Raw genomic sequence first — 19,487 nt, forward strand, 5'->3', positions numbered from 1 at the left:
GTTGGTGTTCCCGTTGGAGTCGGAGTTGGTGTTCCCGTTTCCGTCGGAGTCGGAGTTTCCGTTGGAGTCGGAGTCGGCGTTTCCGTTGGAGTCGGAGTCGGCGTTTCCGTTGGAGTCGGAGTCGGAGTTGGTGTTCCCGTTGGAGTCGGAGTTGGTGTTCCCGTTTCCGTCGGAGTCGGAGTTTCCGTTGGAGTCGGAGTCGGGGTTCCCGTTGGAGTGGGCGTCGGAGTTTCCGTTGGAGTGGGCGTCGGGGTCGGAGTCGGAGTCGGAGTTGGCGTTGGAGTTGGCGTTGGAGTTGGAGTTTCCGTTGGAGTGGGCGTCGGAGTTGGCGTCGGAGTTGGCGCGGTAATATTAACGCTGAAAGTTCCTAAACTCGTAGCATCTACAGGATTCCCAGCAGTATCTTTAACTTGATTACCTTGCAGATTAATACTGTAAGTTGGATTATTATCTGCAATATCCCAACTTCCCCCAGGCGGAGTAAATGAATAAGTAGCTGTCCGCGCCAAGCCATTAGTATTAGTATCAACACTGACAAAGTTAACAGGAATACCACCGCCCGACCAATTGATTAAAAAGTCAGAACTGTCTAGAGTTGTAACATCGATCGCACTATTATCGTTAAAAGTAACAGTAAAAGCTTGAGTGGTTCCCCCCGCCACCGTAATATCAGCAATAGTCGTCGGATTGACAGTGGGCGCAATGCCATCAATTACTATTGCCTTATTTTGACCCAAGGAATTAGCTGCACCCGGATTCGGCAAAGTCAAGACAGCATCAGCATTAGTCAAATTCTTAATAGTACCGCCGTTGAGAGATAAGGCAGTTGTCGAGGTATAGTCTAAGTCGAGACTGCTATTGCCGGCTGTTACTGTGTAATTAAATGTCAGAGTATTGCTGCCGCTGCCGCTGGCATAATTAATGACAGTACCTGTACCGCCTGTGGCTAAGGTAAGCTGCGGCGTACCTGTAACAGTAACTGGTTGACTGAATGTGAGGGTAATGGGAATTGTTGCACCGATCGCGTAGGTTCCATCTGCCTGAGTTGATGTGATATTAGTAATAACAGGTAATGGACTAACTGTAATGCTGGCTGTTTCGCTGGCTGTACTAAAAGGACTAGAAACGCCATTAGTTTCTAAGTCCCCTGTCACATTTGCCGTGCTGCCGTTAGTGCCGGTGATTGTATCCCAAGCATTGAAAGTAATGCCGTTAGTAACTGTTCCGGTGTAGTTGCTATTGGGAACAAAACGGAGGCGAGTTGTCGCGTCTGCTGCTAACAACAGTGCAGTGGCAGCGGTAAGAACAGTAGTCATATTATTCCAAGTAGCGCCGTCTGTCGTATACTGCCAACTGCCGTTTGTAGTATCTAAATTTGTGAGGGCGATGCCTCTCGGACGCTGGGAAATGGCGTCGTTGGGGTCGGTGATGCTGCTGCCGATAATAGCAGATATTAATGTGCCGCTGTTGTTGGTTTCGTTGGCGTTAATTGCTGTTAAATTAGGCGTGCCGGAACTGTCTATAACTGGGGAATTGTTGACGAGGACGCTGACTTGTGCTGTTGAGGTACTGTAACCGTCGGTAGTTGTGTAGGAGAAGGTGTCGAGGCCGTTGAAAGTGGGGTTAGGAGTGTAGACAATGCTGCGTTTGGGGTCGATCGCGATCTCATAGAGATGAACATCCGCATTGGGGTTGAAAGTAGCGTCTGCCGTGCCGTCGCTGCTGTTCAACCGGGCAATTCTGTTGCGGGGTTGCCCGCCTATATTGCTGAAACTGCCGCCTACTACTGGGTTGTTATTAGAATCGATCTCGATCGCATAGACATAAACATCCGCATTGGGGTTAAAAGTAGGATCTGCCGTGCCGTCGCTGCTGTTCAACCGGGCAATATAGTTGCGTGGCTGCCCGCCGATAGTGCTGAATTGGCCGCCTACTACTGGGTTGTTGTTAGCATCGATCGCGATCTTCCTGACAGGATTATTCGCACTGGGGTTGAAAATAGGATCGGCCGTGCCGTTGCTGCTGTTCAACCGGGCAATATAGTTGCGTGGCTGCCCGCCAATATTGGTGAAACCGCCCGCTACTACTGGGTTGTTATTAGCATCGATCGCGATCGCCTCGACACTACTCTCCGCATTGGGGTTAAAAGTAGGATCTGCCGTGCCGTTGCTGCTGTTCAACCGAGCAATATAATTGCGCGGCTGCCCGCCGATATTGGTGAACAAGCCCCCTACTACTGGGTTGCCGTTCGCATCGATCGCGATCGCGCTGACAAAATTATTCGCATTGGGGTTAAAAGTAGGATCTGCCATACCGTCGCTGCTGTTCAACCGGGCTATTCCGTTACGGGGCTGCCCGCCGATATTGGTGAAATCACCCCCTACTACTGGGTTGCCGTTAGCATCGATCGCGATCTTCCTGACAGAATTATTCGCACTGGGGTTGAAAGTAGGATCTACGGTGCCGTTGCTGCTGTTCAACCGAGCAATATAATTGCGCGGCTGCCCACCGATATTGGTGAAATAGCCACCTACTACTGGGTTGCCATTTGCATCGATCGCGATCGCTGCGACTGTACTATTCGCATTGGGGTTAAAAGTAGGATCTGCCGTGCCGTCGCTGCCGTACAACCGGGCAATAAAATTGCGCGACTGCCCCCCGATATTGCTGAAATTTCCTCCTGCATAAATCCAGTCATCAACAGTAACAGTGCCGCCCGTTGGTTGGGTAATACTCTGTACTTTCAGTGCCTTTGTGCCACCAGTATCATTAGTCAGCACATTAATTTTTGCCTTCGTACCAACAGTCGTGATCGCACTATCGGGACTAGCAACAGGCAAATCATTAACAGCTATCCTGCCCAAACGAAATGTAGCGCTTCCCTGGTCAGTATTGTCGCCAAAAAATAGGAAACTCGGCAATCTGTAAGGATTGAAAGTTAAGGGAGGCTGGCTTTGTCCTGGGTTAAACTGGATTTGACGCAGCGGCCCTGTTAAAATGGGATCAGCGGAATAATTTGCAAAAAGTTGGTAATTAGTGCCTTGTACTTTCAGGACATAATTGTTATTGGCAGCGGTATTAAAATTAACTGTTTCCGACTCAACAAAATTTTCTGACTGACCGAATATTCTGCCATTTTTAAAACCCAATTCTAAACCGTTTAAGCCGTCGCTGCTAATAGCTGTGACGCTAAAACCCGCGCCGTTGGGGTTGCTAGTTTCTGCCGGAATTGCTGCATTAAAAGATATCGTATAACCAGCGGTGCGGTCTAATGTGGGGGCGGTGAAAGGCGGCAAGATCGCTGGAGTCTGACCCGGAAGCAGCGATGTGGGATTGTAATTGGTGTAACCCGCATAGCCAGCAGGGCTATTGGGAGTGTAGATAGTGGCAGTATTGATGCCCGTTGTGTTTGGCGTAAACGCACCCGCAGCCAGAGAAGGAACAAAAGGTGGAGTTGTCGAAGGTAAGGGTATCTGTCCGTAAGCAAGGGCGGTGCCGCTGGGCGTGCCTATGCCGCGGGGCGTTCCGGCTGGAAGGTTGGTAATCGCGTCGTAGAGGGTAATATTGGGCATGATGTATCTAAAGGTAGATGATTTTGTTAAATTTTATAATGTAAAAGCCTAGCAATTTTACTGATGAGTGTCACCGTTTTTGTACCTGCTGTCAAAAAATTTACGCAATCTTTAACTTTTGGATAATTCCTGCCCCACGAAAAAACGATCGCCCTAACTGGCATAAAGTTAGTGCGATCGCGGTACTATGAATCAGCTATTTATCTATCAGACTCGGCGCAGAATTTTTAGGCATTTCCACGGATTTTTTTACAAAACTTTACTGGGCGTTGGGTAAAAATATCCAGAAATCGCTTTTCTCTACCTGAGATCTCTTTTTTTATTGAACCGCAGAGGGCGCAGAGGGCACAGAGGAAGAGAAGAGAGTAAGAAAGGAGTTCACAAATGATGAGGGATTGCTATGCCAATGCCCAATGCCCAATGCCCAATGCCCAATGCCCAATGCCCAATGCGCCACCTATTTAGCTAACAGTTTTTGAAACACCTCATACATATCCTCAGCCAACTTTTTAGGATTCCACAAAGGTGCGAGATGTTCTGGCTGTTTAGATTTTATTAAATGCTCTTTCACCGCATTTCTGAAACCAGCATCGCCGCCAAACTTAACTCCCCACTGCGTGTATTCCTCCCAACTCCACGCTGCACCAACATCAAGATTTGCACTTTTCAGAAAAGCGTAACCCATGCGCGAAAGATATTGGTCGCCGGATCGAGTTACCACTGGCAAATTCGCCCACAAAGCCTCTAAATTGTGAGTCCCGCCGTTGTAAGGATAGGAATCTAAAAGCACGTCGGCTACATAATAAATAGCCCGGTGTTCTTCTTCACTTCTGGTTTGTCCTATAAACTTAATCCGACCAAAATCTACTCCCTGAATTTCGCATTCTTGGCGGTAAGTGCTGTGAATAACATCGGGGTCGCCTTGACCTTTGCGGATTAACACACTATCTGGTACTTCCTTAAGAATTGTAACTTGAGCTCGTACCATTTCGGGATTGGTTTTTCTCCCTGGCGCAACGCACAGATAAGTCATTTGATCCAAGCCAATTCCCAGAGCATTTCTAATCGCCTCTCGATTCACAGGAATGCTTTGCAGTGCGCCAATTGCTACGGAACAAACAGGCAATCTTACTAACTGTTCTAAGTAATTTTTTTCCACACCAGGGGGATGAGTGTGTTCGTCGCAGAGAAAGTAGTGATTATCTGAAATGTAGGGGGCGTCGAATCCCAGCCAAGACACGCAAATCCCCGCAGGATATTGATACAGCACTTCGACATTTGTTGGCACTGTCATAGAGTCTAAGTCTATCAAAACATCCAAGTTGTCTTGCGCTACTTCAGCGAAGATTTCACCGCCGTCAGCAAAGCCGTTTGGATATTTTTTAGGCCAGTAAAACTTGCCCGCCATTTCTTCAAACCGCTGCGTAACTTCATCTCGGTGGAGTTTGCCGGTGACGTAAAGGTGAACGTGGGGGGTGATGTGGCTTAATTCGCGAATTAAAGCTTCGCTGCACCAGCCTACCGAGTGGCGGCGGAAGTGTTTGGAAAGGAAGCCGATTTTTAAAGGACGCTGTTCTTTTGTTCGGTAATTGGCTAGGTTGCTTCTGTTAACTTGCTGGCGCTGCGGAACGGCTTTTTGGTAGTATTCTTTGGCAATGAGTCTGTAGAAACTGGCATTTTTTTCGCGATTGTCTCGCAGGTGAGAAACTGCAAACAAGAAGATTTCGTAGAGGAGTTTTAGTTCCATTACGCTAAAACTTTCGATCTTTTCGTAGCAGAGGTTTTCGATTTCTTCGAGTTTCTGAATTGCCTGTTTGCTGACACCTGATTGCAGGTACGAAAAGACATAGGCTGTAGCTGACATGACTAGGGCATTTTCGCCGCAGTTTTCGCAGTATTTGTCGGCTACGCTGCGGGCTCCGGCGAGGTTGGTGGAATGGCTTAGCAAGTCGCACAATTGTTGGTAGGCTTCGCTATATTTGGGGTTGCATTGAATCGCTTTTTCAAAATTGGCGATCGCCTCCAACGGCTTATCTTGTTTCTGAATGTGTCCCATGCGGCAGTAAACCTCTGCCCAATCCGGTTTTAATGCCAGGGCTTGCTGATAGCTGGCTAAAGCTTCTTCTAGCCGCCCCTGCATGGAAAAACAACTGCCGAGGTTAGCGTGAACTTCCGGCCAATCGGGCTTGATTTTCAGAGTATTTCGGTAATTAGTAATTGCTTCGTCGTACTTGTTTTGCTGTAAAAAAGAATTGGCTATATTGAAGTGCAAAACTTCTAATTGCGGCTTTAAAGCTACAGCTTTCTGATAGTAAGCGATGGCGGCGTCGAGATTGCCTTGTTGCGATCGCACGCTACCGATGTTACCGTAAGCTTCGGCCCAATCCGGTTTAATGGCGATCGCTTTTTCGTAGCATTCGATGGCTTCGTCGCGCTTTCCTTGGCTGAAAAGTCGATTACCTAAGTTAAAGTGGAAGTCTGCACCGACTAGCTGCGGGTTGAGTTCGGATGTTCTTTTAAAACAGGCGATCGCTGCTTGGATGTTGCCGTGTTTCTGATATACTTTCCCTAAATTCCAGTGAGCGCCCGCTAAATCTGGATTGAGGGCAATCGCTTGCTGGTAATGGGCGATCGCTTCTTCCAAACGCCCCATTTTGAAATACATACTGCCGATATTGGCGCGCACTTCCGCAAAGTTTGGCCGCAATTCTAGGGCTTGAGAATACGATCGAATCGCAGCTTCATTTTTGCCTTCTGCTTGCAAAGCATTGCCTAAAGTGACGTAAGCATGGATGAAATCCGGTCGAATTTTTATCGCTTGCTGACACGCTGCGATCGCGTCTTTAATTTTACCTTGAACTAAAAAGTTTTCGGCGAGTTTTTTGTAGGGTTCTACTTCTTGAAAATTGGCAACTTGTCCGCTATCTGGAACATTGAGCGACGTAACTTGTTCGGAAAGTTCGGCAGGGTTTGTAAAGGGAGTATTTAAAGTCTCAGTGGTGGGCGCTGGTGGCAAATTGATGCTCGAAGGCTGCAAGCCGTAGCCTTCATCTTTGTTCACAGATACTGGTTGCGATTCCCCTGATTCTGTTTCTAATTCGATAAAATTGCTGTCGGTAGTTTCCCGCTCTTTTTGTGCGAGCAAACTCGATAGTTTCTCAGCAGCGCTGGCATCTCCCGGTTGCTGTTGCAGCACTTTTTGATAGCAAGCAATGGCTGCATCTAACTTTCCTTGCTGCTGCCAAACGCTGCCCAACATCATATTAACCGCAGACAATTTAGGATTAATCGCAAGAGCTTTTTGGTAAGAAGTTGCCGCCTCTTCCAATTGCCCTAACTTGTAATACATACTGCCGAGATTCGCGCTAGCTTCGGCAAATTTTGGCTGAATTTCTAAAGCTTGCAAGTAAGCTTGAATTGCCATTTCCAGTTGGCCTTGAGCGTGCTGGGCATTGCCCATTGTCAAGTAAGCTGCAGCAAAATCAGGTTTAAATTTAATCGCGAGATTGCAAGAGGCGATCGCCTTTTCAAATTCTCCTTGCAAAACATAAACTTCCGCCAACTTTTTATGAACTTCCGCATCTCCTGGATTCAACTCTAAAGCTTTCTGATAATTCTCGATAGCGCCACCGAGATCACCTGCATCTTTCAGCCGATTTCCCTTTACAAAATATGCTTGAGCTGCTTCTGAATCCACCAACGACTCCGTTATCATTTGCTCTGCCACTCTTACAGGTTTTACACTAATAATATTCAACCATTCTACCCACTCTCGGGATCGCACAGACCAAGTACACCCTCGATTTATATATTCTACCTGCTGTCTCAGAGGATTTTCAGCAGTTGCGCCACCCGCACCCGTGCCCTCATTTAAAACTCCGACTATCGCCTCTAAAAACCGCCTTGTATATCCCTCCCAATCTGGCTTACCCGCCCGCTTCCAATTAGTTATCGATGCAAAATTTTCCACCCCTGACATTGAAACTAGACGGGCAAATCCAGCAGTTGTTTCCGGCAAAGCTGCCAATTCACTCGTCACAATCCGGCAACCGCTCGCCATTGCCTCCATCACGGCAATAGATGAGGTTTCTAAATAGGTATTCGGGTAAGCTAAAACCGCGACTGAACGCAGTTGCCGGACGAGTTCGGGTTGCGGTACGGAACCGATGTACTCGACGCCTTCTGTTTCCTGACACTGGCGGTAAAGTTGACCGAAAAAAAGCTTGTTATCATTGTCGTCTATTTGGTGTACTTTCATGCTTGAAAATACTTTTAATCTGGTTCCCGGGACAGCTTGACGAATTTCGGGAAAGACTTTTAACAAAATATCGAGTCCGCGAAATGGAGTGCTGGTGTAAGCTAGAATGGGCGGTCGAGATTTATGAGAGAGGATAGAAATATTATCGGCGAAAATGTTAGCAAAACAAGGTGCGATCGCATTTCTTAAAACACAACTGCGATTGGAGTCAATCCCAAAGCGCCGATGAAATTGCTCGCGCTGCCAGTCGCTGACAAATACAAAGGCATCGCAAGCATTGATTTCTCGCTCATTTTTAAAATTTTCGAGGAATACAAAGCCCGGTTCGTTATGAATCCACAAAATTAATTGAGTTTGTTCCCCCAAAAGCGGCTTAACTTCCAGCGCTTTTCCGAGTATATTGACTATAACTAAAAAATCGAGCGATCGCAGCAATTCTAAATTAGATTTGTCCCCCACGCGCCGCCTGCAATCAACGCCGCGCGACATCCCCGGCTCGGAAGTATTGTTGAGCAAAAATACCTCGTTTCCCTGTGCAGCCAACGCCTCGGCTAAGTAACAAATAGCCGACTGAGTGCCGCCCAAAGGTTCGCGGTAAGGAGTTTCAATGTTGTAATCCCAAGTATAAGTATCAAGAAATCCGATTTTCATTAAATGGTATAATTTTAAAACTATTGAGGAGTACCGAAAATGACCACAGAACAAGATCCCGTAAAATTGATGAAACAGCAAGTCGGCTTTGCTGCTGCCGATCGCGTACAATCTGGTATGATTGTCGGACTCGGCACCGGGTCAACTACAGCTTATACTATTCAAGCATTGGGCGATCGCATAAAATCAGGTGAACTCAAAGATATCAAGGGAGTGCCGACATCTTTTCAATCAGAAGTGTTAGCCAAACAGTACGGAGTCCCGCTGACAACACTAGATGAAATTGACAGAATTGATGTGGCTATTGATGGCGCTGATGAAGTAGATCCCCACCTCAACTTAATTAAAGGTGGTGGCGCAGCCCACACCCGCGAAAAAGTAGTCGATTACCTCGCAGCTCAGTTTATTGTAGTAGTTGACAGTTCCAAAATCGTAGATAAATTGGGTTCAACTTTTCGCGTACCCATCGAAGTTATACCGATGGCATTAACACCAGTGATGCGCGCCATTGAAAAATTGGGCGGCAAACCCGAACTCCGCATGGGCGTGAAAAAAGCAGGCCCAGTAATTACCGATCAAGGTAATATGGTAATCGATGTCAAATTTGATGACATTGCCAACCCCGGAGAAATGGAAAAAACCTTGAATAACATTCCCGGTGTGTTAGAAAATGGTTTGTTTGTAGACTGTACAGATTTGGTTTTAGTCGGCGAAATCCAAGACGGCAAACCAGTAGTACGGGAGATTTCTAAATAGTCAAAACAGCCCACTGGTGGTCAAAAACTCTTTGTGGAACAGGCATCTTGCCTGTTCAGGAGAATGCTGCAAAAACTCTTTGTGGAACAGGCATCTTGCCTGTTCAGGAGAATGCTGCAATATGGCAGTTACAACCGGCAAAAATACCAAAAACAAGGTTTCTTACCCTATAGCAACCGCCAAGACTATTAAGAAGTTCTTAATCAGTGAAACCCTTGGGATTGTTAGATCTTCCTGCTTCCTTCTTCCTGCTTCCTGACATCCGTTACATCCGTTACAGAATCCGTTGCCGAACTTCCTGACATCCGTTACATCCGTTACATCCGTTACAGAATCCGTTGCCGAACTTCCTTCTTCCTTCTGCTATAGCTTTGACTTTGATTATGATGATGCAATATCGCAGATTCGGTCGCACAGAATTATCCATGCCCGTTTTTTCGTGCGGTGGCATGAGATATCAGTACAAATGGCAAGACGTGCCAGCCAATGAAATTCCACCAGACAATCAACAAAATCTAGAAGCGACGATTAGCTACTCGATTGAATGCGGCATCAATCACATAGAAACTGCTCGCGGTTACGGCACTTCCGAGATGCAATTGGGGTGGTTTTTTCCAAACTTTCCCCGCGAAAAGTTGATAGTGCAAACGAAAGTTAATCCCAAACCGAACTCCCAAGAGTTTCGCGAAGAATTTGATAAATCCTTAGCTTATTTGCAATTGGAATACGTTGATTTACTGTCGCTACACGGCATTAATACGTGGGAATTGCTAGAGGATTCTATGCGTCCGGGCGGCTGCGTGGATGTGGCGAGAAAGTTGCAAGCAGAAGGCAAAGTTAGGTTTATTGGTTTCTCAACTCACGGCCCGACGGATGTGATTGTCAAAACAATTGAAACTAATCAATTTGATTATCTTAACTTGCACTGGTACTACATCAATCAAAGTAATTGGCCGGCTATTGAAGCTGCTAAACGTCACGATATGGGCGTTTTTATTATCAGTCCTTCCGATAAAGGCGGTCAACTTTACAGCCCGCCGCAAAAATTGGTAGACTTGTGCTATCCGCTGAGTCCGATGGTGTTTAATGATTTGTTTTGTTTGTCGCATCCGCAAGTACACACTTTGAGTTTGGGCGCAGCGAAACCTGAAGATTTTAATGAGCATCTCAAAGTTTTAGAATTGTTAGATAGAGCCGATGAAATTTTGCCGCCGATATTAGAAAAGTTAGAAAAAGCAGCTATTGATAAATTAGGAGAAGATTGGTTTAAGACTTGGCACGTGGGTTTACCAACTATAGAAAATACTCCCGGAGGTATTAATATTTATGTGATTTTGTGGCTGTGGAATTTGGCGCAGGCTTACGATACGATCGACTATTGCAAGATGCGCTACAACCTTTTAGGTAATGCGGGCCACTGGTTCCCCGGCCAAAAAGCCGATCGCCTCGATGAATTAGACTTGCGCCGCTGTCTAGCCCACAGTCCCCACGCTGCTAAAATTCCCGGTATTCTTCAAGCAGCCGATCGGCTTTTTGGAGGCGAAGCCATCCAGCGCTTGTCCCAAGAATAATCCAAAAAAAACCCGGTTTCGAGACAGAAACCGGATTAGTGAACCGGAGCACGTGAGTTAGTTACGCGCACACAATTAGCCTATACTTGAGAAACTCTCACAACCATCGCCCATCCGTCTCATCCATTCGGGCGATACAACTTTTTTTATCAACTCACTCCCATTTTGCTTTAATCTGAGATAAAACAGTTAATAATTCACTTAGGTACTTTTTATGACTCTTAAACGCCGAGATTTCTTGTATTTGCTGACAACCACCGTCGGAGCTATTACCGCAGGTGCTTGCCAAGCGTCAGGAAATAATGTATCGCAAGTAAGTCCAGTGGCAGAAAGCCCAAAAATAGCCCAAACCCCCGGGCCTTTTACACTGCCGCCTTTGCCTTACGAATACAATGCTTTAGAACCGCACATCGATGCGCGGACAATGCAATTTCACCACGACAAACACCACGCCGCCTACGTTAAAAACCTCAACGATGCTGTCAGCAAATACCCGCAACTCAAAAATATGAGTGCTGAAAATATGCTGCGAGATTTGAGCAAAGTGCCGGAAGATATTCGCACAACCGTGCGTAACAATGGCGGCGGACACCTAAATCACAGTATGTTTTGGGAAATCATGAGTCCCAACGGCGGCGGCGAACCCACAGGGGCAATTGCAACAGCAATTAAGCAAACTTTCGGCAGTGTGGACGATTTTAAAGCAAAATTTAATGATGCCGGCACTAAGCGTTTTGGCAGCGGTTGGGTTTGGCTAGTTCGCAATAAAGCTGGCAAACTGGAGATTACAACTACGGCAAATCAAGACACTCCTTTGATAGATGGCAACTATCCAATTATGGGTAACGATGTTTGGGAACACGCTTATTATCTCAAATATCAAAACCTTCGCGCCGACTACTTAAAAGCTTGGTGGAATGTTGTTAATTGGGCAGAAATTAACAAGCGCTACGAAAAGGCGAGCGCCTAGTTCCACAAAGTTTGTTGTTGCGATCGAGCGCAAACAGCCCAACAACAAACTCGGTTTTAAGTAGGTAGGCGCTGTAAAACGCAATTAAGTAAGTAAACGATTGTAAAATATCCTGAGCCTTAAGCGTGGCTGACTTAGCCCTGTTTCCATACTGTTAGATGGTTCGTTTAATGCCGCCTACCTACTTATCTTGAGGTTCTGCTGTCAAACTCGGGCTACCCTCAATGTACAGTCCACCATCTACCTTTAACACGCTGCCCGTGATGTAGCCAGCCGCATCAGATGCCAGGAAAACTGCTGCTTTGCCTAAGTCTTCCGGGAATCCCATCCGGCCCAGAGGCATTCTGTTGCTGAACGACTCAAGCAATTCGTCGCTATACCAGCGTCGCTCACCCGGAGTATCAGTCCACCCAGGCTCTAGGATGTTGACCCGAATTTTGTGCCACATCAGTTCATTCGCCATAGAAAGAACGAGGTGATGACAGGCTGCTTTGGTGGTGTTGTAGTCAATAGCACCTTTATAGGGAAAATGAGCGTGCGGGGATGAGATATGGATAATCGAGCCTTGGGCCTTCCTTTCCACCATACGGCGGGCGACTATTTGACAGATGTGAAACACACCATACACCCCTATTTCTAGTGTTCGCTGTAAATCCTCAAATTTAGTTTCCAGCAAGGTGTTTCGGACGCTGGCGATCGCATTTGTTACTAGAATATCGATTTGACCGAGTTCTTGCTCGCAGGTATCGACCATCCTTTCCACTTGGTCGCGCTGTGAGACATCTGCTTGAATCGCGATAGCGCGACGGCCGACAGAGTGAATCTGGTTGACTACTTCGAGTGCAGATGTTGGAGAATCGCAATAGTTGACACAAATATCTGCACCCGATTTGGCTAATTCAAGGGCGATGCCAGCACCAATTCCTTTCGAGCTACCTGTGACAAGTGCAATCTTATTGGCAAGCATAGTTAGTATTGAAAAACGGCTATAGCTAGCGCACGGGACGCTCGAACTGCTGTACAACTTTCCGCAAGTAAACGCAGTGCCGCGCCCCCTGACTCGTCGGCGTTGTGAATGCTTCGACTGACTCAATTTTACCGCCCAAATGCTCGATCGCCCTTTGCAACTCGGTTTCTTCCTCCACTGTCCAATTCCCACGGTAAAGTACAGCCAAACCGCCATTTTTCAGCAGAGGCAGCGCGCATTTAGCGCAGAGAGGAGCGGCTCCCACTGCTCGGAGAACTGCTAAATCATAAGCTTGTTTGTGCTGTGGCACTCGGGCAATTTCATCGGCTCTGCCCAACAAAGTCGCCGCATTTTCTATCCCTAAAGACGGCAAAACTGTTTCCAAGAAATCAATTTTTTTGCGCGTAGAATCGAGCAAAGTAACTGATAGTTGCGGCCGGGCGATCGCGATCGGCAGACCCGGAAAACCCCCTCCTGTCCCGATATCAATCGCTTTCTGCACCGACTCGGCGGCCAATTCTGGATTTTCCGCCGAATTGTGATTAGCTGGCAGCAGTCTTGCAATTCCCCGCAGAGAATCCCACAAATGTTTTTCCCAAAACTCCATCGGCTCAGTAATTCGAGTTAAATTTAAGGAGCGATTTCCCTCAACAATTAACTCATAAAGTCGCTGAAATAGTTGTTGCTGCGACTCATCCGGCTGCCAATTCAGCGTTTTTTGCCACAACTCGTTCATCTGGGGCAACACAGATATTTTAATTTCATTTATCATCTAGTTCTATTCTCACTTTTTTCTTTCTGTCCGCGTAGGCGGACTTCGTTTGTCTAGACGCGAATTCTCTTCGCCGGGAAACCATTGGGAACGCCAGAATAATCAAACGCAACTCGTTTCCTTAGCTTCTAATTTAGCCCGATCGACCTCCAGCAAATCCCCGTGGTCTAAAGTCCAAAATTTATCGGCTACACTCAACAAATCGCTAGCATCGTGAGTAACAATCAACAAAGTCCAGTGACTTTTCAACTTACTCAACAAGCTTACCAACTGCCGTCGCATCGACCAATCCAAACCCGCCGTCGGTTCGTCCAAAAGTAGCAAATGCGGCTGCCGAATTAGCTGCACCGCCAGGGCTACCCTCCGCTGTTGTCCGCCGCTCAAAGCGTGGGGGGAAGCGCGCAGCGGCAAATGTCCGAGTCCCACTTCTGCCATTGCTGAGTTAATTTGTTCTTGTCCCAATTCAGGATGCCCCAACCGCAATTCTTCTAAAATTGTGCCTCCGCAAAAATGCCTTTCTGGAAACTGAAACACTAACCCTCCTAACTGTTGCAAGTGTTCCGGTGTTAATTCTTGTTCCCGCCAACGGATGTCGCCGCTAGTTTTTTCTGCTAAGCCTGCTAATATTTCTAATAGCGTACTTTTGCCTGAACCGCTGCGACCCACAATCAGCCCCATTTGCTGCGAGGGCAGTTCTAAGTTAATATTTTTCAGAATAGGATTCGGACAGGCGGTAGGATGATATACTAAGTTTTTTAGATAAAGCATTAACGCAATTGGTAATTGGGGAGAAGGAAGGCACTACAGGAATTTTGACAAGGATACACGGATAAATTATCCAGCCTCAGCGATTTGTTTCTAGCTTGGGCCGATCGCACACAATTATTTTACATAAATCTTTACAAAAATTTCCTTTTTTTTCAGGATGGGTGTTGGATTTTTCTGTTTTTTCATGGTATATTTTAATAATGGGAATCTGTTCTTTAATATATTATACAAGTCACACTTCCATTATTAAAATATACCTCAACAACCACAAAAAATCAAGCAAATTTCACTCTTTTTTTGGTCGCGGCCCGAGAGTTTGAGAATTTAACTCTCTTGTTTCTAGTTTACAGTATATTCCACTCAGAGAATTGACGATGACGAAAACCCCTTTAGCATCGCTTGGCAAGCAAATGTTAAGTTCTAAACAGACAGTGCGGGCGATCCCTTTCGCACTCGCGATCGCCCTCAGCATCTGCATTAACTCCGCATTAGCGGGCGATCCCTTTCGCACAAGCAACCCGCAGGCGATCGGGCCCAATACCGAAACCGCTTTCAAAACAATGTTTCAGCAAGGAAACTACAAACAAGCAAAAACTCAAGTTCAACAAGCACTATCCGCCGAACCAAACGAACCGCTAGCCTATGCGATGGCAGCCTCGCTATCATACATCGAAAAAGACTTCAACTCGATGAATTCCTACGCGCAAAAAACCCGCGAAGTCGGCGAAAATTTGACGAAGACTAATCCATTGCGCGGTAACATTTACACAGCAGCCGGCCACTTTCTAGAAGGGGCGAACATTATAGCCAAAGAAGGAACAGCAAAAGGCGCGCCCCAAGCTGTGAGTAAATTGCGAGTAGTATTTCAATACCTAGAGGCCGCCGACAAAATAGCTCCCAATGACCCCGAACTCAACCTGATTAAAGGCTACATGGACTTAATGCTAGCCACAAACCTACCCTTTTCCAACCCCAACGAAGCAATTCAAAGACTCGAACAAAAAGCCTCTCCCCGCTACTTAGCTTATCGTGGCGTGGCAGTCGGCTATCGAGACTTGAAAAAGTACGATCGCGCTTTAGAATTTGCCAACAAATCCTTAGCAGAAACGCCAAATAATCCAGAAGTTCTCTATCTAAAGGGACAAATCTTGTTTTCCCAATCCCAGGGGAAAGACAGCAACAAAACCTTACTTGAGGAAGCCGGAAAAAACTTCGACGCCGCCTTAGCAAAACCAGATCAACTGCCCCGCAGTTTAGTAGCCGAAATCTTCTTTCAGCAGTGCAGAACCCGTAACCGTCTCGACAGCAAATCTCGTGCCTGCGACCCCATGCGCGATAAAATTAGAGATGCAGATGGAGTCTGGGGGCCGACAGCCTTACCACCACTTTAAAAAGAGTCAGAGGGGAAGTCAGAAGTCAGGAGTCAGGAGAAAAATTCTCCTTCTCCCTCTCTCCCACTTTTCCTCTCTCCCGCAATCCCATTCCTGCAATTCCATTCCCTTTCTTTGATAAAATTGATGCAAGTAGAGTTTCGCGAGTTTAACCCCTTTGACCTCTGGATTTGGCTGAAGTTCAGCAACGTGCCTTCAAACGGTGAAAAACAGTATGTTGAAGAAGTGTTTGACTCTTGGTTTTTCTTGGGAAAACTCGGAGGATTTAATGCGGAAAATTTGCAAGTTCAAGATGAAGGATTAGACATCAGTGATATGAATTACGATGTTAATCTAGCAGACCAAAGCATGATGGCTTTGATGCACAATATGGGAGAAATGGAGTATCAAGGTTCTTGGGCTCGCTGCTGGTTTGATTTGGGCACTAGCGATGCAATGGGCCTCGATGTTTTGATTAATGTTTTCCAGCAACTAAGCAAAGAATTCGTAACCATTGAAAAACTCATTATTGGCGGGGAAAATACAGACTGGCCCATTGAAAATAGAAGCAGGAGAGAGGGTTTTGCCAGCGATGATAATTAAACGTTGGCCCCACACGGATGACACGGATACACGAATAATGAGTGATGATTTCTGGCTAATATAGGGCTTACGCACGGGTAGTCATTAACCGGGTTTTTTGCATCATACTTCGTTACAGCCCGCATCAACGGCAAAAAACCTGCTGGTTGGGCGAAGTCGGAACCCGGTTTCTTTTGTTTTGGTGTTGATGCGTCATGACTGATGACTGATAACTAATTTATGCAAAAAGGTACAATTCGCGTAATTGTTTTAGGATTAATTCGATCGGGCGATCGCATTTTCGTGTCAGAATGCGAAGATCCTGTCAAACAAGACACATTTTACCGAGCTTTGGGCGGTGGCATAGAATTCGGAGAACACAGCATCGACGCTTTGCAAAGAGAGTTTCAAGAAGAAATTAAAGCCGAGTTAACAAATATCAAATATTTGGCTTGTTTGGAAAATTTTTTTATTTTTAATGGCGAAGCCGGACACGAACTAATACAACTCTATCAGTGCGAATTTGTCGATCCCCAATTTTATCAATTGGAGAGTCTAGCCTTTGCAGACGGAGAGGGGGTATTTACCGCACTTTGGATGGCGATCGAGCGCTTTCGATCGGGGGAATTGCGCCTCGTTCCAGAGCAATTTATCGACTACTGCGAAGGCTAATAACTCAACCAATACCAAAAAACAAATACCTGATATGGGGGAATTAAAGCTAAAATATTTGCCGTAGGGGGGGTTTCACCTGAAATATTTGCGATAACTAACAGGATGAATAAACCCGCCCCTTCCTTCCGCCCAGAGCGTTACCTTTCTCTACCTTACACTAGGCAGCGTACTCAACACCTGATAGAGAAGAGAGTTAATAAAACCGAGGGCGATAGCCCCCAGCAAAGCACTCCAAATTCCCCACCGCAAGCGAAACCCTTCGACTAGCCAAGCCGCCAATCCAAAGATAGCAGCGTTGATAACAATTATCCACAAGCCAAAAGTTACCAACAGCAATGGAAAACCAAAAAACAAAAAAATCGGCCGCACCAAGGCATTCAGCAATCCAAAAACCGCTGCCGAAATCATCGCTTTTCCAAAACTGTCAATATCCACCCCGATGGGCAACTTGGAAATAATAAAAAAGCTCACAGAAGTAACCAGCCAAACACTTGCCAGCGAAACGATATCCATGTGCCAATCTCCTTAAAAAAGCTAAACATTAAATCGGAACAACAGCACATCCCCCTCTTGTACAACATACTCTTTTCCTTCACTGCGAACTAAGCCTTTTTCCTTAGCCGCATTCATCGCGCCCGTAGCAACCAAATCTTCATAACTCACAGTTTCGGCCCGGATGAAACCCCGTTCAAAATCCGAGTGAATCACCCCTGCAGCTTGCGGTGCTAACATTCCCGCGATAATTGTCCAAGCGCGAGTTTCCTTCGGGCCGCTAGTAAAATAAGTCCGCAAACCCAATAATTCATAAGTAGCTCGAATCAGAGATTTCAAGCCACCTTCTTTTACCCCCAGAGATTCTAGGAAATCCGTTCGTTCTTCCTCGGATAACTCCACCAATTCTGACTCAACTTGCGCCGAAACAATGACAACCTTAGCATTTTCTGCTTCTGCTACTTCCCGCACTTGTTCGACATAGCTATTTCCCGTTGCTAAATCGTCATCAGATACGTTAGCAGCATAGATAATTGGTTTGTTGGTCAGTAATTCCAAACCTTTAACTAATTCAGCTTCTTCATCTGTGAAATTGTACTGCCGCGCCGGTTTCCCCGCATTCAAAACTGCGACTAATTTTTCGAGTACATCCACTTCTGCCTGAGCTTCCTTATTGTTGCGGGCCAGCTTGCGAGTGCGATCGAGTCGGCGTTCAATTTGAGCTAAGTCTGCTAGAATTAATTCGAGATTGATAATGTCAATATCTCGCTGGGGATCGACAGAACCGGCAACGTGAATAATATCATCATTGTCAAAACAGCGGACAACGTGGACGATCGCATCTACAGCCCGAATGTGAGACAAAAACTGATTTCCCAGTCCTTCCCCCTGACTCGCCCCCTTCACCAAACCCGCAATATCCACAAACTCCATCCGCGTCGGCACAGTTTGCGCGGAATTAGAAATATTGCTCAGCACGTTCAACCGTTCGTCTGGCACTGCCACGATACCCGTATTTGGCTCGATCGTACAGAAAGGAAAATTAGCAGCAGTCGCCTTGGCATTAGCAACCAGAGCATTAAACAAAGTAGATTTGCCAACATTAGGCAGTCCGACAATTCCGGCAGTAAGCATAGCTATTTAGAAACATATCACTGTTTCAAAATATCATAAGGAATAGCAATATATCTGACTTGTGCTTTCTAACTTCCACTGCTAAGCTTAAATAAATATACAACTTAAGGTAGATGGCTCAATGGTTAACCGATGGTTAGGCAAAGTAACGATCGCTGCGGTGCTGTCGCTGCCCCTGTTAGCACTGACAGCACCTAGCGTTTTCGCTGAGAGGAACAAAATTTCGGTGCTTAACAACAGCGGCAAGACGATGACAGCCCTCCATTCGGGTAGTTCCGACGACCCTTGGGGAGAAAACCTGTTAGACGGTCCGCTTCCCGATCGGGGCACTTTCCCTTTTGAATGGGATTCAGCTGAGTACGAGGGTGATGTCTCGGGGGGCTGTGTTTTTGATGTCAGGGCCACATACTCTGACGGCACACAGTCTGATTTGCGTGGTATTAACTTTTGTACAGCGCCGTCGATCAACTTCAGTAATTAGTAAGTAGTTAATCGATAATTTAGGCAAAAACCGAGTTTTTTCAAGTCTGATATTCCACAAAAATATTGGGGACTTTGGAGAAAGCCGGTTTTTGCGATCGACCTCACAAACAATCTTAAATTTCGCGATCGACTAAAACATAATTTAAACAGGTTCAGGGATTGTCTGAGGAATAGGTTCCGGCACTGTCTGAGGAATCGGAGAGGGTACAGTTTCCGGCACCGGTTCAGGTATTGGCTGGGGAATTGGCGCAGGTACGGGTTCCGGTACTATTCCGGGAATCGGTTCGGGTACAGGGCCAGGCACTGGTGGCGATGCGGGTATAGTCGGCAGTCCCGGTTCGGTACCGGGAATCTGCGGGCCTGGAAACGGACTAGGGTTGGGAAAAATCATGTTAGTGTTATGCTCGCTAATAGAGATGTTCCAAAAACATTTGCTCGCCACTTCTAGCTATATTTTTCAACAAAA

Annotated in this window: 16 protein-coding genes; 7 read left to right on the forward strand and 9 right to left on the reverse strand. The window is 46.4% G+C overall.

Annotated features, from left to right (window positions below; translation table 11 throughout):
- Together QUA62_RS14705 and QUA62_RS14710 are read right to left on the reverse strand one after the other, a co-directional pair.
- Positions 1-3,572, reverse strand: a 3,572-nt coding sequence (locus QUA62_RS14705) for a choice-of-anchor Y domain-containing protein (protein WP_333404957.1), incomplete at its 3' end; no start/stop codon positions are given.
- 457 nt (positions 3,573-4,029) lie between these two features.
- Positions 4,030-8,481: a tetratricopeptide repeat protein gene (locus QUA62_RS14710; RefSeq protein WP_333404959.1), complete on the reverse strand. Its 4,452-nt coding sequence runs from the start codon at positions 8,479-8,481 to the stop codon at positions 4,030-4,032.
- A gap of 39 nt (positions 8,482-8,520) precedes the next feature.
- Here QUA62_RS14710 and rpiA point away from each other — a divergent pair, with 39 nt between their 5' ends.
- The gene (rpiA, locus tag QUA62_RS14715; protein WP_333404961.1) at positions 8,521-9,237 is read left to right on the forward strand and encodes a ribose-5-phosphate isomerase RpiA; all 717 of its coding nucleotides are present in this window, start codon (positions 8,521-8,523) and stop codon (positions 9,235-9,237) included.
- 274 nt (positions 9,238-9,511) lie between these two features.
- On the opposite strand, the gene QUA62_RS14720 is transcribed toward rpiA, so the two are convergent.
- The gene (locus tag QUA62_RS14720; protein ID WP_333405080.1) at positions 9,512-9,664 is read right to left on the reverse strand and encodes a hypothetical protein; all 153 of its coding nucleotides are present in this window, start codon (positions 9,662-9,664) and stop codon (positions 9,512-9,514) included.
- Between QUA62_RS14720 and QUA62_RS14725 the strand changes: the two genes are divergently transcribed.
- Together QUA62_RS14725 and QUA62_RS14730 are read left to right on the forward strand one after the other, a co-directional pair.
- Entirely contained in the window at positions 9,624-10,808 is a 1,185-nt protein-coding gene (locus QUA62_RS14725; protein WP_445301667.1) for an aldo/keto reductase, read from the forward strand. The genes QUA62_RS14720 and QUA62_RS14725 overlap by 41 nt on opposite strands.
- A gap of 214 nt (positions 10,809-11,022) precedes the next feature.
- Positions 11,023-11,778, forward strand: coding sequence for a Fe-Mn family superoxide dismutase (locus QUA62_RS14730; protein ID WP_333404963.1), 756 nt, complete (start codon positions 11,023-11,025; stop codon positions 11,776-11,778).
- 181 nt (positions 11,779-11,959) lie between these two features.
- Here QUA62_RS14730 and QUA62_RS14735 read toward each other — a convergent pair whose 3' ends face one another.
- The 3 genes from QUA62_RS14735 to QUA62_RS14745 form a co-directional block, all read right to left on the reverse strand.
- On the reverse strand, positions 11,960-12,745 hold the full coding sequence (locus QUA62_RS14735; RefSeq protein ID WP_333404965.1) for an SDR family oxidoreductase: 786 nt from the start codon (positions 12,743-12,745) through the stop codon (positions 11,960-11,962).
- A 25-nt stretch (positions 12,746-12,770) separates the two neighbouring features.
- Positions 12,771-13,517 (reverse strand): 16S rRNA (guanine(527)-N(7))-methyltransferase RsmG, encoded by a 747-nt coding sequence (gene rsmG, locus QUA62_RS14740; RefSeq protein WP_333404967.1) that lies wholly within the window; start codon positions 13,515-13,517, stop codon positions 12,771-12,773.
- Positions 13,518-13,619: 102 nt separating this feature from the next.
- The gene (locus QUA62_RS14745; protein ID WP_006633111.1) at positions 13,620-14,285 is read right to left on the reverse strand and encodes an ABC transporter ATP-binding protein; all 666 of its coding nucleotides are present in this window, start codon (positions 14,283-14,285) and stop codon (positions 13,620-13,622) included.
- A 374-nt stretch (positions 14,286-14,659) separates the two neighbouring features.
- Between QUA62_RS14745 and QUA62_RS14750 the strand changes: the two genes are divergently transcribed.
- The 3 genes from QUA62_RS14750 (at position 14,660) to QUA62_RS14760 (ending at position 16,909) form a co-directional block, all read left to right on the forward strand.
- On the forward strand, positions 14,660-15,676 hold the full coding sequence (locus QUA62_RS14750; RefSeq protein ID WP_333404969.1) for a Sll0314/Alr1548 family TPR repeat-containing protein: 1,017 nt from the start codon (positions 14,660-14,662) through the stop codon (positions 15,674-15,676).
- 126 nt (positions 15,677-15,802) lie between these two features.
- Positions 15,803-16,258: a DUF3531 family protein gene (locus QUA62_RS14755; protein WP_333404971.1), complete on the forward strand. Its 456-nt coding sequence runs from the start codon at positions 15,803-15,805 to the stop codon at positions 16,256-16,258.
- Positions 16,259-16,477: 219 nt separating this feature from the next.
- Positions 16,478-16,909: an NUDIX domain-containing protein gene (locus QUA62_RS14760; RefSeq protein WP_333404973.1), complete on the forward strand. Its 432-nt coding sequence runs from the start codon at positions 16,478-16,480 to the stop codon at positions 16,907-16,909.
- A 150-nt stretch (positions 16,910-17,059) separates the two neighbouring features.
- Here QUA62_RS14760 and QUA62_RS14765 read toward each other — a convergent pair whose 3' ends face one another.
- Positions 17,060-17,425, reverse strand: a complete 366-nt coding sequence (locus QUA62_RS14765; protein WP_333404975.1) for a phage holin family protein — start codon at positions 17,423-17,425, stop codon at positions 17,060-17,062.
- A gap of 21 nt (positions 17,426-17,446) precedes the next feature.
- The gene (gene ychF, locus QUA62_RS14770; protein ID WP_333404977.1) at positions 17,447-18,538 is read right to left on the reverse strand and encodes a redox-regulated ATPase YchF; all 1,092 of its coding nucleotides are present in this window, start codon (positions 18,536-18,538) and stop codon (positions 17,447-17,449) included.
- A gap of 121 nt (positions 18,539-18,659) precedes the next feature.
- Here ychF and QUA62_RS14775 point away from each other — a divergent pair, with 121 nt between their 5' ends.
- The gene (locus tag QUA62_RS14775) at positions 18,660-19,019 is read left to right on the forward strand and encodes a hypothetical protein (RefSeq protein ID WP_333404979.1); all 360 of its coding nucleotides are present in this window, start codon (positions 18,660-18,662) and stop codon (positions 19,017-19,019) included.
- A gap of 144 nt (positions 19,020-19,163) precedes the next feature.
- Here QUA62_RS14775 and QUA62_RS14780 read toward each other — a convergent pair whose 3' ends face one another.
- The gene (locus QUA62_RS14780) at positions 19,164-19,412 is read right to left on the reverse strand and encodes a gamma-aminobutyric acid A receptor, epsilon-like protein (RefSeq protein WP_333404981.1); all 249 of its coding nucleotides are present in this window, start codon (positions 19,410-19,412) and stop codon (positions 19,164-19,166) included.
- Between the last annotated feature and the right edge of the window lie 75 nt (positions 19,413-19,487).

Source organism: Microcoleus sp. MON1_C1 (assembly GCF_036701945.1).
Classification (GTDB): Bacteria; Cyanobacteriota; Cyanobacteriia; order Cyanobacteriales; family Microcoleaceae; genus Microcoleus.

Bases quoted from the DNA above. Each gene is read 5' to 3' on its own strand.
- QUA62_RS14750 (WP_333404969.1), top strand. From the start codon at position 14,660: ATGACGAAAACCCCTTTAGCATCGCTTGGCAAGCAAATGTTAAGTTCT.
- QUA62_RS14735 (WP_333404965.1), bottom strand. From the start codon at position 12,745: ATGCTTGCCAATAAGATTGCACTTGTCACAGGTAGCTCGAAAGGAATT.
- QUA62_RS14725 (WP_445301667.1), top strand. From the start codon at position 9,624: ATGATGCAATATCGCAGATTCGGTCGCACAGAATTATCCATGCCCGTT.
- QUA62_RS14780 (WP_333404981.1), bottom strand. From the start codon at position 19,412: ATGATTTTTCCCAACCCTAGTCCGTTTCCAGGCCCGCAGATTCCCGGT.
- rsmG (WP_333404967.1), bottom strand. From the start codon at position 13,517: ATGATAAATGAAATTAAAATATCTGTGTTGCCCCAGATGAACGAGTTG.
- rpiA (WP_333404961.1), top strand. From the start codon at position 8,521: ATGACCACAGAACAAGATCCCGTAAAATTGATGAAACAGCAAGTCGGC.
- QUA62_RS14775 (WP_333404979.1), top strand. From the start codon at position 18,660: ATGGTTAACCGATGGTTAGGCAAAGTAACGATCGCTGCGGTGCTGTCG.
- QUA62_RS14760 (WP_333404973.1), top strand. From the start codon at position 16,478: ATGCAAAAAGGTACAATTCGCGTAATTGTTTTAGGATTAATTCGATCG.
- ychF (WP_333404977.1), bottom strand. From the start codon at position 18,538: ATGCTTACTGCCGGAATTGTCGGACTGCCTAATGTTGGCAAATCTACT.
- QUA62_RS14765 (WP_333404975.1), bottom strand. From the start codon at position 17,425: ATGGATATCGTTTCGCTGGCAAGTGTTTGGCTGGTTACTTCTGTGAGC.
- QUA62_RS14730 (WP_333404963.1), top strand. From the start codon at position 11,023: ATGACTCTTAAACGCCGAGATTTCTTGTATTTGCTGACAACCACCGTC.
- QUA62_RS14755 (WP_333404971.1), top strand. From the start codon at position 15,803: ATGCAAGTAGAGTTTCGCGAGTTTAACCCCTTTGACCTCTGGATTTGG.
- QUA62_RS14745 (WP_006633111.1), bottom strand. From the start codon at position 14,285: ATGCTTTATCTAAAAAACTTAGTATATCATCCTACCGCCTGTCCGAAT.
- QUA62_RS14710 (WP_333404959.1), bottom strand. From the start codon at position 8,481: ATGAAAATCGGATTTCTTGATACTTATACTTGGGATTACAACATTGAA.
- QUA62_RS14720 (WP_333405080.1), bottom strand. From the start codon at position 9,664: ATGGATAATTCTGTGCGACCGAATCTGCGATATTGCATCATCATAATC.